This window comes from Flavisphingomonas formosensis, assembly GCF_009755815.1.
Taxonomy (GTDB): domain Bacteria; phylum Pseudomonadota; class Alphaproteobacteria; order Sphingomonadales; family Sphingomonadaceae; genus Flavisphingomonas; species Flavisphingomonas formosensis.
Window position 1 is genome coordinate 103,570 of sequence record NZ_WRPK01000007.1, and the last position, 13,117, is coordinate 116,686.

Sequence of the window (13,117 nt, forward strand, 5' to 3'; positions counted from 1 at the left end):
GGGAATGCATGGCGTCAGCCGGGTCGCGCGTCCGCGAGCCGGGCAAGCGTCAGCTGCGCGCTGGCGACGAGCTCGGCGAGCTGCGACGCATAGAAGAAACGAATGGCCGTGCGCGCTTCTTCCTCCAGCCGCACCGTTCCCTTGGCGTCGTAGAGCAGCAGCCCGGCGCGCGTCGCATCGGTAAGCATGCGTCGGATATGGATCTGCGAGACGCCGAAGCGACGGGCAGCGGCGGAGAGCGAGACGGGAATCTCGCCCGCCGAGGGAAAGTCGTCCGGCCCGCCCGTCTCGACGAAGGTCATCACCATCAGCAAGCCTGCGTAGCGATTGGGGAAGATCTGGAAGAAGGCGGACATGGCGTCGCTGACCCGCGCCCGATCGTGAAGCCGTGCGGCGTGCACGCACAGGAAGGTTTCGAACACACCGGCTTCCTCCATCCGATCGATCAGCCCCGTCACGTCCGGAGCGACTATCGCTGCGGCACGCAATGCGGCTGCGCTGTGGCTGCGCCAAGCTGCGAAATAGAGCGGTGTCGGCTCGTAGCGAGGCCGGGCGCCCGCACCAGGCGGCGTGATCACCGCCACATAGCCGACATGCTGCAGAAACTGCAGCAGCGAGCGGGCGCGTCCGGGGCTGAGATAGCCCGATGCTGCGCACAATTCCTTGAGTCGCGCCAGCGTCATCCCTCCGGTGGCGTGGAGATAGCCGACCCAAAGCGCCGTGACATAGCGGCCCGCATCCTTGAACACGCCGCCCAATGCCTCGTCGCCTGCCGCAGAGGCCAGCATGTTGGTGGCGAGCGAGCGTGCGGCCTCGGCGAATTGCGGATGTGCGATCATCCGCAGGGATTCCTCCCCTTGCCCCAGATCAGCATGACCATGGGGCATATAGGCACCGTCGCGCGCAATCTGCACCGCAGTCTCCACAAGCTGCCGCCCGGGCTCGATTCGCGCCTACGATCCCTGTCTGCACGGCGTATCATGCCCGCCTGGATCGTCTAGCCGCATCTGGCGGCAGAACGGCTTCGGTGCCGTCCGGTCAAATTTGTTCAGTTGCGGCACGGGCGGCTCTTACCAATGATCGTCCTGCGGAAACGGGGTTGGCCGGCGCGGCGGCGACCGTGCATCGCTCGCGATGGCGGTGCCGCCGACGAGCCTGGACCTTCCCCGATCGCGCGTGAGGCGTTCGTTCGTTCCTGGGGGAGAGTATCGATGCGACATCTATCCGCCGCCGTCATGGCCCTGGCTCTTGCTGCTGTTCCGGCGGTCGCCGCTCGGGCGGCAGCCGACGACGCGCCGTCCTATGATAAGGGGCCGGTGTGGGATTTCGGGCTGGTCCAGACCAAGGATGGGCATTTCGACGATTATGTGAAGTGGCTGGCGGGGCAGTGGCGCGCGCAGGAGGAGGCGCTCAAGAAGGCCGGGCGTATCGTCGACTACAAGGTCCTGGTGGTCGTCGATCCGCGCAAGGGTGAGCCCGACATCATCCTTGCCACGCAATTCGCCAATATGGCCGCCTTCGATCATTCGGTGGCCGACGAATATGCCCTGCAGAAGCAGATTTTCGGTTCGTTGTCGAAGGCCAACCAGGAACAGGCGGACAGGGGCGCGATCCGCACGATACTGGGCGATCTGCTGGTGCGTGAAGCCGTCCTGAAATAACGCGTCGGGCCACCCTGTGCGGCACGGCCCCGGGTGGCGGCCAGGCTATGTGTCCCCAGCCTGGCCGTCCTCGGGAACCGCTTTGCCGGAGGGATGGTCGCTCGCCGCCGGCATGGCGGCGATGCTGCGGACGTGGATGTCGCGCTGCGGGAAGGGAAGCTCGATCCCGTTGTCGCGGAAGAGGATCCACAGGCGGTTGAGAACGTCCGACCGGACATTGCCGGTGCCGAGTTCCGGATCGGCGATCCACACCATGATGTCGTGCTGCACCGCGTTTTCGCCGAAATCCTTCAGCCAGACCGACGGCCGGGGCTCGTCCAGCACGCGCTTGGCGGCGATCGCTGCCTCGATCATCAGGCGCTGGGCGAGCTGCAGGTCGCTGCCGTAGCCGACGCCGACGGGAATGTGGATACGCACGTTGCGGCTTGAATAGGACCAGTTTTCGACGGCTTCGGTCATCAGCTGCTCGTTCGGGATGAGATGCTCCTTGCCGTCGCGGGTGAGCACCGAGACGGCGCGCACCCCGATCTTGCCGACCGTGCCGAACGTATCGCCGACGACGATCACGTCGCCTGGCTTCACCGATCTGTCCATGAGCAGGATCAGGCCCGCAATCAGATTGCCGAAGGTCTTCTGCAGGCCGAAGCCGACAGCGAGGCCAAGTGCGCCGGAAAAGACGGTCAGCGCAGTGAGGTCGATGCCGAGCAGATCGATGCCGAGCAGGACGGCGACGATCATCACCGTGATGCCGGCCAGCTTCTGCACCAGGGTACGTTGCGAGATGTCCAGCCCGCGCATCCGTTCGATCGAATGCACCAGCACCCGGTTCGCCACGCGCGCGGATACATACAGGACGGACGCGACGACGATGAAGTTGACGATGCCGAGCAGCGTCAGGCGATGGGTGCCGACGGTAAGCCCTATTCGGTCGAGCGCGGCGAGCAGCGGCTCCATGCCGCCGAGCGTGCCCGCCGTGGTCGCGACCAGGGCGATCGCTGCAAGCAACATCGATCCCGCCTGGCCGAGGGCGAAGGTGGACGCCAGCGCATGGACGATCCGCGCGGTCGCACAGCCGAGCGCCAATGCGACAATGATCAACCCATAGGGGCTGAGCAACGCCGCATTGTCCGCAACGAGCAGCAGCAGCGCCATGATTCCATAATGGATCAGCGCTCGGGCAAGGCCGGCCCCTCCTTCGTCGCGCCGTCCGGTCCAGCGGTGCAGTGCTGCCGCGACGCGGGTTTCTGCACGCAGGCCGATCAGTCTTCCCAGCCCATAGGCGCCGGCCACGATCAACACCGCGACGACGATGGCGTAAAAATCGGGCGAGACGGGAACCTCGAGCCCCAGCGCGCGCAAACTGCCTTGCCAATCCATGGCCTGCCTCCGGCGCATGAGCATCGAAACGGGAAAAAGGTTCCCGATCGGCCGCTCGCCGGCTCGTCATCGCGGTAATGCGGCGCCGCGCCGCCGCTTGCTACTCGGCTGCGGCCTTGAGCGCGGGCGCCGACGGGCGAACATATTCGCCTGGCGTCGCGTCGGTCTGGGCTCCATTGTCGAAGGTCGGCACGCCGTTGCAGAGGGTGAGCCGCATCGGCGCGGGTGCGCGTGTCCAGCGCCAGGTGAAGCGGCCCTCGCCATTGGGGACGTCATGCGCCTTCCGCAGCGGGCGTTTCTCGATTTCGTCGAGTCTGAACACTGCGATGTCGGCGCGTTTGCCGGGCGCGATCACGCCCCGATCCTGCAGGAAGAAATGATCGGCCAGCTTGCCGGTCATGACATGCACGGCTTCCTCGATGGTGATGAGCCCGCGATCGCGCGCGAGATGTGCGAGCAGATGCATATTCTCGCCTGCGCCGCAGAGCATCTGGCTGTGCGCGCCCGAGTCGGTGATGTTGCCGACGCTGCGGGGATCGCGGAACAGCGTGACCATCAGCGTCTCGTCCAGCGGCATCGGCGGAATTTCGATCAGTGAGTTGATGCCGTTGGCGAGGAACCATTCGGCAAGTGCATCGGAAATGTGCAGACCGCTCTCGTCGGCATAGCGCTGCAGCGAAATGCCGACCGGCCCGTGGTCATTGTCCGAATTGTTGAGGAACAGCGTATCGGGCTCCTTGAGTGGCGGATTGCCGTTCTCGAGATAGGCGCTCCACACATCGCGCGCCCGCGCCCTCCAGATTGGATCGGCGAGCAATGCCCGCTTTTCCTCTTCCGTCTCGAGATTGACGACCTCCTGCCACGGCATGATGTTCGATTGGCCGAAGACCAGGGTCTTCCACAGGCCGAGGGTGAAGGTGTGTGCGCTATGCTCGTAGCCCACCCAGAAATCCCGGCCCGCGGCCGAATGCGCGGCATGCTGCGCCACCATCCGGTCGCGGAAACCTTCCTGGAACTTCCTGAGCGGCACGCCGCCCGCCATCTGCACCCGGATCGGGCGCGATCGGACGAGGCGGGAGAAGCGATCGACCTGGTCAGGCGCGGTCTTGGTTATGAACACGTCGAGCGCGATCTGGACGGTGGCCTGAGGGTAGTGCGCGAGCACGTCGAACAGCGCGTCGAACTCGGCGTCGTCCGCTTTCAGGCTGGGCACCGGCCGATACTGGATGTCGTAATCGCCCAAATTGGTGGACAGGCCGAGCGCGCCGGCTGCCATGGCCTCGTCGAGCAGCCGCGCCATCGCGGCGATCTCTTCGGCGTTCGCCGCCCTTTCCCAGGCATCCATGCCCATCGTCGCGAGACGGAGGGGGATGTGACCGACATAGGCCGCCACGTTGAGCGGATTGTGCACGGTTCGTGCAGTCGTCTCCCAATATTCCGGCCAGCTCCGCCAGCTCCAGGGCAGCTTTTCGAGGAAGGGGCGGAGCGGCATGTCCTCGAAGAAGGAGAATATCTTCGCCATCTCCTCCCGCACCGTCGCATCCTCGGCGACAGGGGCGGTGCCGAAGCCGCAATTGCCGATCACCACCGTCGTTGCGCCATAGCCGGGCAGAGGATCGAGATCGGGCTGCCACCACATCACCCCATCATAATGGGTGTGGCTTTCGATGAAGCCGGGCGTCACCAGGCATCCCGCCGCATCGAACTGCCGCTCGCCCGACCGCGGCGCGAGGCCGGGGCCGACTTCCACGATGTCGCCGCCTTCCACGCGAATGTCGGCCTGGAAACGAGGGGCGCCCGTGCCGTCGATAACGGTGCCGCCCTTGATCAGAATGCCGTTCATCTGCATCCTCCATTTATTTTATAAAGATATAATCATTCGAGGTCGTATGGTTGTCAATCGAGAGGATGGATGAGCGGAGTCGCGATGCGACGTGGCGGACGGCCGACACTCGACGATGCGCGGCGAAAGAGCGAGCAGCTGCTCGAGGCCGCTACCGCGCTGTTCGTTGAGCGCGGCTTCGACGGCGCGACGATGGAGGCGGTGGCGCTGGCGGCGGGCATCGGCAAGCAGGCTGTCTATCAGCGCTATGCCAACAAGGAGGCGATGTTCGCCGCGGTGATCGCCCGCCTTTCCGATGACGTCGATGCGGCGATGCCGCGGCATGACGATCGCGATCCGCTGGCGGAAGGGTTTACCCGGCGCGTTCGCGACTATCTGCGCTATGCGCTGAGCCCGCGGGCACAACTCGTCTGCCGGCTGGTAATGCGGGAAGGACACCGCTTCCCGCAGCTGGCGCTGCTGCTGCAGCAGATGACGCTGGAACGGATGATCCGGCCTCTGGCAAACTTCCTGGATGTGGTCGTGGCGCGCGGCGAGATGCGCGGCGCGGATACGATGGCGATCGCATCGGCCAGCGTGGATCTCGTCTTCGCGGAGGCGATGCGGTCCGCCTTTCAGCAGCGTTGCTTTTCCACGGATCAGATCCGCTGCGCCGGCGGCGCGATCGCCGATCTGATCCTGCCCGGACTGGCACCCGGCACGGCGCCTCTCAACTACGCCTCAGAGCTTGGCCCCGCCTAGCTTGTAAGTGAGCTGCAGGTAAAAGCTGCGTCCGACCCCGTCGAACCAGGAAATGTCGTAATAAGGGTAGGAGGCATAGCTGCTATCCCGTTGCGGACCCTGATCGAACAGATTGTCGACCGTGAACGAAATCCTGGCATGATCGGTCACGTCATATTGGGCGGAGAGGTTGAACAGATAGGTCGCCTTCAGGTGGCGATCCTCGTCATAGTTGGGCAGGCGGCCCAGGCGCTGGCCCTGGATCGTCGCGCTCAGCTTGTCGAGGCTCCAGCTCAGGCTGGCCGTACCCTTGTCGCGCGGAATATCATAGTCGCTGTCATAGGCGAGCTTGCTGATCGTCGGATCGCCCGGATATTGGCGGGTCGTGTGGTTGAACACATAGGTGTAGCCGACCGAGAGGCTGAATTCGCCGATGCTGCGCGTCGGAAAGCGCATATGGGCGGCGATGTCGATGCCGTCGGTGGTCTCCTTCGCGACGTTGATCGGGTTTATATAGACGCCCTGGAGCCGCCCTTGCAGCGCGCCGGAGCCATAGCGCTGCACGCGCGCGATCGCATCGAGGCAGGTCGGCGAATTGGGATCGACCGGCGTTCCTGCCGCGGTCTGGCCGAGCAGGCAGTCCGCCTCGTCGCGCAGGACGCTGTCGACCTGCATGTCGAGCACTTCGTTGCGCAGCGCGACACGGAAATAGTCCACCGAGACGTCGAAGCGTCGCGTGGGCTGCCAGACCACCCCGGCATTGAGCGATTTGGAAGTTTCCGGCTTCAGCGCCCGATTGCCGGTACGGTGTGAGACGATGCCTTCGTCCGAATAGTCGCAATCGCCGATGGCGACGTCGGGCTGCAGCGTGCGGCAGAGATAATAATCCGTGCCGCTCGGATGCGTGTCGCCCGGTCCCGAAAAGACATAGTGAAGATCCGGAGCGCGGAAACCGGTGCCATAGGCGGCACGGAACAACAGGTTTCGCGTCGGCCGCAGTTCGGCGCCGGCATTATAGGTGAATTTGCCGAAGCCGTTGCCGGCGGCGCGATAATGATCGTAGCGGCCGGCCGTCTCGATCTGCAGGAAGCTGAACACCGGCACGCGGAATTCGTAGCCGAGGCCCCAGTGCCGCCGGCTGCCCTTGCCGGTCGAGTCGGTGAGACCGACATAATAATGGCCGAGAGCGAGCGGATCGGGCCGCAGATTATAGCCCTGGCTGCCGATCTCGCCGATCGCCGCGAAGCCGACCGGGCCGGCCGGCAGGTGGAACAGCTCGGTCGTGTTCAGCGTGGCCGAGAAATTGTCGGTGCGCGATTTGGGGCGATAGATCGCGTCCTGGGTGATCGAACGATATTCCGCCGGGGTCAGAGGCGTATAGAGCCGCGCCGGATCCGCATCGAAGATCGGATAGCCGCTGTCCGGATCCACGCCGAGCTGCGGGCCGAGGAAAAAGGCATTTGCCTTGTCGATCACCACTTCGGGGAAGGCCACGCGCGAGCGATATTCGGCGTGATTGTAGGAGACTTCGTAGCTCCATTTGTCATCGCGGCCGAACCGACCCTTGATCCCGGGCGTGATGTTGAAGGTGATCGATCGGTTGCGCGTCATTCCGGCGCCGAGGCCGCCCATCTCCTCGGGTGTGAACTGGCGATACCAATTGTCGAGCAGCGAGCCGTCGTAGGTGTTTTCAGGAAGCTGGCGCTTATTGTAGAAAGTGCCTTCCTCGTTGCCGTCGGGGGTTTCGTAATACCAGTCGAGCACGTCGCGAAAGAGCTTGAGCTTGCTGTAGCTGAACTGGAGATCTGCGAAGAGCTCGGCATGGTCGCTCAGCGTATAGCCCAATGAGGCATAGCTGTTCAGCGACTTGCGGCTGGAGATCATCGTGCCGTAGCCTACGGATTCGTTGCTGCCGCAGAAATAGCCGTCATTGCCATTCACGTCATAACCCGGCCGGCTCGCATAATAGGTCGTGCCGCCGTTGAGATTGGCGAGCTTGGCGCATGTTGCCGCGCCGGGGTCGATATAGTCGGTATATTGATCTGTGCGCAGGAAGGTGCGCCGCGCCAGCGGCTGCTCGGTGGTGGGATTGTCCGCGGTCGAATCCTGCCGCTTGCGCTGATATTCCCACAGCGGCTTCTGGCGCAGCAGCTCGATGCCGACCACGCCATGGAAGGCGCCGGTATCCCAGCCGCTGGTCAGGCTGAGGCGTTGTGACGCGCCACCGCCATGCTGGGTGTCGCCGAGGCGCAGGTCGATGCGCGTGCCATCGGCCTTCTGCTTGAGCTGGAAATTGACGACGCCCGAGATCGCGTCCGATCCGTAGATCGCCGATGCGCTGCCGCTCAGCACCTCGACCCGCTCGATCAGGCCGACCGGGATGTTGGAGATATCGGTGAAGTTGCTCTGGCCCTTGAAGGGCAGGGGGAAGTCCGCGATACGGCGCCCGTTCACCAGCACCAGCGTATGATTGGGGCCGAGACCGCGCAGATCCACCTGCTGCGCGCCGGGGGTGAAGGAGGCGCCGGAGGCGCTCTGCTGGCTCTGTGTCTCGCCGCCATTCTGGGTGATCGCACGCAGCAGATCCGGCACGCTCTGATAGCCGTTCTTCAGTATGTCGTCGGACGAGATGACGGTGACCGGCGCCGGCCCTTCCACCGTCACGCGTGGAATGCGCGATCCGAGCACGACGATGTCGCCGCCGGCCGGCGCTTCGACATCGCCGGTGATGACCGGCGCGACGGGTGTCGCGCTCTGGCCGGATGCGGCGGATGCGATGGCTGCAAGGCTGCTCGTAGCAGCCAGCAGCGTGGCCGCACGACGGATGTCGAGCATGTTCAAATCCCCTGTGATGTCCCCGTTGACATATTGGCCAAGACTATCGACGATTTGAAAGAAGAAATTTTCATCCTGAACAGAAAAGGCCGCGGATTGTGTCTTCCGTGGCACGGCAAAGGGGAATCGAATGGTGAAGCCGTGGCGCGCTGCGTTCCTGGCTCTGGCTGCTCTATTGGCGCCCGCGGCCGCTCATGCTGCCACGCCCGGCGGTTATGCTTATTACGAGGTCGGCGACGTCGCCGCGCATACGCCCGGCCGGACCGAAGCCGCGCTGCTGCTGATGGGCGGCGGCGACTGGGACAAGCGCGCGCTCGACTGGTTCGCCGCGAAGGCCGGCCATGGCCATGTCGTCGTGCTCAAGGCGTCCGGCATGGGCGAGGCGGGCAAGGAATTTTTCGAGGATGCCGGCAGCCTGGCCTCGGTGCAGACGATCGTGTTCGACGATCGCAAGGCGGCCAGCGATCCGCGCGTGCTGGCGATTGTTGCCCATGCCGACGGCATCTTCCTGGGCGGCGGCGATCAATCCAAATATGTCCGTTTCTGGAAGGGCACGCCTCTCGCAAAGGCGCTCGACGCGCATGTCGCCCGTGGCAGGCCGATCGGTGGGACGAGCGCCGGCCTCGCCGTGCTCGGCGGCACGGCTTACGGCGCGATGGATGGCGGCAGCATCGATTCGATGGTGGCGCTGGCTGATCCGATGGGGCCGGGCGTCACCCTGGTGCGCGATTTCCTGCACATGCCGCATCTCTCCCATGTGGTGACCGACACGCATTTCAACGCGCGGGATCGGCTTGGCCGGCTGATCGCCTTCGTCGCCCAGGCGCGTACGAACGGCGACGCGCGCGCCGTCGGGCTCGGCGTCGACGAAAAGGGCGCGCTCTGCGTCGATGCGCAGGGCAGGGGGCGCTTCTTCTCGCCCGACGACGGGCATGCCTGGCTCATCCAGCCGATCGGCTTGCCCGGCACGGCGCAGCTGGGCAAGCCGCTCGACTGGCAACAGGTGCGGATTACCGGTATCGGCGGCGCGAGCACGATCGATCTGCGGACGCTGGCCGTCACCGATCCTGCCTTCACCGGCACGGCTTCGGTCAAGGCCGGAAGGCTGACGGGTGCACCGCTCCTGCCGGGTTCAGGCTGGTCGCTCGCCATCCATGGCGGCGCCGGCGTGATTCCACGCGGCAGCCTGAAGCCCGAACAGGAGGCTGCCTATCGCAAAGGCCTTTCCGATGCTCTGGCGGCCGGATCGGCCGTGTTGCGGCAGGGGGGCAGCAGCCTTGATGCAGTGGAAGCCGCGGTGCGCGTGCTGGAGGATAATCCGCTGTTCAACGCCGGTAAGGGCGCCGTGTTCGATGCGACCGGCAAGAACCAGCTCGACGCCGCGATCATGGATGGGGCCACGACCAGAGCCGGCGCCGTCGCCGGTGCCACCCGCACCAAGAATCCGATCAGCCTCGCCCGCGCGGTGATGGAGCATAGCCGCCATGTGCTGCTATCCGGACCCGGTGCGGATGAATTTTCCGCCGAGCAGGGGCTGGAGCAGGTCGATCCCTCCTATTTCCGTACCGACCAGCGCTGGCAGGATTATCTGGAGTGGAAGCGGGACAATCATGCCGCACTGAACCCTACTCATCGTTTCGGGACGGTCGGCGCCGTGGCGCGTGACGTGCGCGGCCATGTCGCGGCGGCGACCTCGACGGGTGGGCTCACCGGCAAGCGCTGGGGACGCATCGGCGATTCGCCGATCATCGGCGCGGGCACCTATGCAATCGACAACGATTGTGCAGTATCGGCCACGGGAACCGGCGAATATTTTATCCGGCAGTCGGCAGGAAGACAGATTTGCGATCGCATTGCATTGAAACGGGAAAGCGTGCAGCAAGCTGCGAGCGACACGATCGAAGCAATTGGTGACATTGGCGGCGATGGAGGATTGATCGCGATGGACGGCGATGGACATATCGCCTTCGCAATGAACAGCGAAGGCATGTATCGTGGCACCGCATCGTCGCACATGGAACCGCGCACGGCTATCTACGCCGACGAGCAGTGGACGTTGCCGTAGGAGGCCAAGTGGGACGAAGCGCAGAGCGTAAACATCTCGACGATCTGGACGCCCAGCTGCTTGCGCTTCTCCGGCAGGATGCGCGCCGGCCGATTTCCGATCTCGCCAGCGCGCTCGGCGTCTCCCGCGCGACCGTTTATGCCCGCATCGGCCGGTTGGAACAGGAAGGCATCGTCGAGGGCTATACGGTGCGCGTCGGCGTCGAGCATGAGCGAAGGATGATCCGCGCTCATGTGATGATCAAGGCGCTCCCCAAGCTCAGCGAGGCGACCGGCGAGCAGCTTATGACCATGCCGCAGCTGACCGCCCTGCACGCCATCAGCGGCGAATATGACATGATAGCGATGATCGAGGCGGAGGACGTCGGCGGCCTCAATGCGCTGATAGATCGCATCGGCATGCTCGACGGGGTGGAGAAGACGACTTCCTCCATCATCCTCGCCACCAAGCTTCAGCGCTAAATCGAGACCTCAGCTCACCGTGTGGGCGGAGGTTCTGGCCCTGTCAGGGCATCCGAATTCAGCTTGACCCCCGTCAGCTCCAGCCGCTGCGCCTCGCGCATCAGCGCGACGATCCGGTCCGCGGCGGCGGCATAGCCGAGACCATGGGGCGGGCGAATGTTCGAGAGGCAGTTGCGCTCGCTGTCCAGCCGGCCGCGGCGGGGCGCCCAGGTGAGATAGGCGCCGAGAGAATCCGGCGCGCTGAGCCCCGGCCGCTCCCCGATCAGCACCAGCGCCATCCGCGCGCCGAGCGCCGCGCCGATCTCATCGCCCAACGCGACGCGGGCGTGGCGGGCGAGCACTACCGGCGCGAGCGACCATCCCTCCAGCCGCTCGAACAGGGCGAGCAGCAGCGAGGCGGCATGATGATGCACGGCCGTAGCCGACAGGCCATCGCCGACGATCAGCGCAGCATCGGCGCCTGTGCGCGGCAACCGGCCAGCATCGGCGGGATCGAGCCGCCGGCCCAGGTCGGGACGCCGCAAATAGGTCACGGGATCGCCCGCCTGACTTGCCACCTGGATCACCTCTCGGCCGATCGCCTCGGCGAAGCCATCCGTGCGCAGCTCGGCGCTTACCGCATCGCGTGCGCGGGCATGGGCGAGCTGGAAATCGAGCATCGCCCCGGTGGGCAGCGCCTGTCCGACGCGGCCGAGCGCGATCCGCGCCTGGGTGAGGCCGCGCAGGCGATCGAGCGGGATGGGCGTCTCCTCAGCCATCGAGATGCGCCAGCGCGGGGATATGCCGCCAGGGCAGCGCGGCGGGAGCGCTTTCGAGCAGCCGTCCGCGCTCGTCGCCGAGGCCCATGCGCTGCATCCACGCCTCGAACTCCGGCGCCGGGCGCAGGCCCAAAGTCTCGCGCAGATAGAGGGCGTCGTGGAAGCTGGTCGATTGATAGTTGAGCATGATGTCGTCCGCCCCCGGCACGCCCATCACGAAGTTGACGCCCGCGACGCCGAGCAGGGTCAGGATCCCGTCCATATCGTCCTGATCGGCCTCGGCGTGGTTGGTATAGCAGATGTCGAGCCCCATCGGCAGGCCGAGCAGCTTGCCGCAGAAATGGTCCTCCAGCGCGGCGCGCAGGATCTGCTTGCCGTCATAGAGATATTCCGGGCCGATGAAGCCGACGACGGAGTTGACGAGCAGCGGACGGAAAGCGCGGGCGACGGCATAGGCGCGGCATTCGAGCGTCTGCTGGTCGACGCCATGATGCGCGTCGGCGGAGAGCGCCGATCCCTGGCCCGTCTCGAAATACATGACGTCGCTGCCCACTGTGCCGCGGCCGAGCGCCTGCGTCGCGGCATGCGCCTCGCCAAGCAGCGCGAGATCGATGCCGAAGCCGCGATTGGCCGCCTCCGTGCCCGCAATCGACTGGAAGCAGAGATCGACGGGCGCGCCACGGCGGATCAGCTCGATCGTGCCGGTGACATGGCCGAGCACGCAGCTCTGCGTCGGTATCTCATAGGCCTGGCGTAGCTCGTCGAGGAGGGTGAGCAGCGTGGCGGCGGTGGCGATCTCGTCGCTCGCCGGGTTGATGCCGATCACGGCGTCGCCCGATCCCAGCAGCAGCCCGTCCAGCGTGGAGGCCGCGATGCCGGCCGGATCGTCGGTGGGATGATTGGGCTGCAGACGGACGGAGAGGCGGCCGGGAAGGCCGATGGTGGAGCGGAAGGCGGTGACGATGCGGATCTTGCGCGCCGCGGCGATCAGGTCCTGGTTGCGCATCAGCTTGGAAACGGCCGCCGCCATCTCGGGTGTGATGCCGGGCGATGCGGCGGCGATCGCGGCACCGTCGGTCGCCGGGTCGAGCAGCCATTCGCGAAAGCCGCCAACGGTGAGATGCGCCACGGCGGCGAAGGCGGGGGCGTCATGCCCGTCGACGATCAGGCGGCTGATCTCGTCCGCCTCATAGGGGATGACGAAATCCTCAAGAAACGTCGCAAGCGGCAGATCGGCCAGCGCATAACGCGCCGCCACCCGCTGTTCGGCGCTCTCAGCCGCGATCCCGGCCAGCGCGTCGCCCGAACGCAGCGGCGTCGCCGCGGCGAGCAGCGCGCGCAGCGAAGCGAAGGCGAAGCGCGTGCCGGCGAGATCGACCTGGTAGGCGGGCATGCTC

Annotated in this window: 10 protein-coding genes; 4 read left to right on the forward strand and 6 right to left on the reverse strand. The window is 65.5% G+C overall.

Annotation, left to right across the window (positions count from 1 at the left end):
* Window positions 1-14 precede the first annotated feature (14 nt).
* Window positions 15-914: a hypothetical protein gene (locus GQY20_RS19215; RefSeq protein WP_198351065.1), complete on the reverse strand. Its 900-nt coding sequence runs from the start codon at window positions 912-914 to the stop codon at window positions 15-17.
* A gap of 297 nt (window positions 915-1,211) precedes the next feature.
* Here GQY20_RS19215 and GQY20_RS19220 point away from each other — a divergent pair, with 297 nt between their 5' ends.
* Complete coding sequence (locus tag GQY20_RS19220; RefSeq protein ID WP_157218762.1) at window positions 1,212-1,661, forward strand: hypothetical protein; 450 nt, start codon at window positions 1,212-1,214, stop codon at window positions 1,659-1,661.
* A gap of 45 nt (window positions 1,662-1,706) precedes the next feature.
* Here the strand turns inward: GQY20_RS19220 and GQY20_RS19225 are convergent, their stop codons facing one another.
* Both GQY20_RS19225 and GQY20_RS19230 read right to left on the reverse strand, forming a co-directional pair.
* Complete coding sequence (locus GQY20_RS19225; protein WP_232476156.1) at window positions 1,707-3,038, reverse strand: mechanosensitive ion channel family protein; 1,332 nt, start codon at window positions 3,036-3,038, stop codon at window positions 1,707-1,709.
* 100 nt (window positions 3,039-3,138) lie between these two features.
* The gene (locus tag GQY20_RS19230; protein WP_157218764.1) at window positions 3,139-4,881 is read right to left on the reverse strand and encodes an N-acyl-D-amino-acid deacylase family protein; all 1,743 of its coding nucleotides are present in this window, start codon (window positions 4,879-4,881) and stop codon (window positions 3,139-3,141) included.
* 69 nt (window positions 4,882-4,950) lie between these two features.
* Between GQY20_RS19230 and GQY20_RS19235 the strand changes: the two genes are divergently transcribed.
* Window positions 4,951-5,622, forward strand: a complete 672-nt coding sequence (locus GQY20_RS19235; protein WP_157218765.1) for a TetR/AcrR family transcriptional regulator — start codon at window positions 4,951-4,953, stop codon at window positions 5,620-5,622.
* Here the strand turns inward: GQY20_RS19235 and GQY20_RS19240 are convergent.
* The gene (locus tag GQY20_RS19240; protein ID WP_157218766.1) at window positions 5,602-8,436 is read right to left on the reverse strand and encodes a TonB-dependent receptor domain-containing protein; all 2,835 of its coding nucleotides are present in this window, start codon (window positions 8,434-8,436) and stop codon (window positions 5,602-5,604) included. The genes GQY20_RS19235 and GQY20_RS19240 overlap by 21 nt on opposite strands.
* Before the next feature lie 130 nt (window positions 8,437-8,566).
* On the opposite strand from GQY20_RS19240, the gene GQY20_RS19245 reads away from it, so the two are divergent.
* Together GQY20_RS19245 and GQY20_RS19250 are read left to right on the forward strand one after the other, a co-directional pair.
* A complete protein-coding gene (locus tag GQY20_RS19245; protein ID WP_157218767.1) occupies window positions 8,567-10,501 on the forward strand; it encodes an isoaspartyl peptidase/L-asparaginase in 1,935 nt (644 codons plus the stop codon).
* An 8-nt stretch (window positions 10,502-10,509) separates the two neighbouring features.
* Window positions 10,510-10,962, forward strand: a complete 453-nt coding sequence (locus GQY20_RS19250) for an Lrp/AsnC family transcriptional regulator (protein ID WP_198351066.1) — start codon at window positions 10,510-10,512, stop codon at window positions 10,960-10,962.
* Window positions 10,963-10,976: 14 nt separating this feature from the next.
* On the opposite strand, the gene eutC is transcribed toward GQY20_RS19250, so the two are convergent.
* Both eutC and GQY20_RS19260 read right to left on the reverse strand, forming a co-directional pair.
* Window positions 10,977-11,720, reverse strand: coding sequence for an ethanolamine ammonia-lyase subunit EutC (gene eutC, locus GQY20_RS19255; RefSeq protein ID WP_157218768.1), 744 nt, complete (start codon window positions 11,718-11,720; stop codon window positions 10,977-10,979).
* Complete coding sequence (locus GQY20_RS19260; RefSeq protein WP_157218769.1) at window positions 11,713-13,113, reverse strand: ethanolamine ammonia-lyase subunit EutB; 1,401 nt, start codon at window positions 13,111-13,113, stop codon at window positions 11,713-11,715. Before GQY20_RS19260 ends, eutC begins: the two co-directional genes overlap by 8 nt.
* Window positions 13,114-13,117 lie beyond the last annotated feature (4 nt).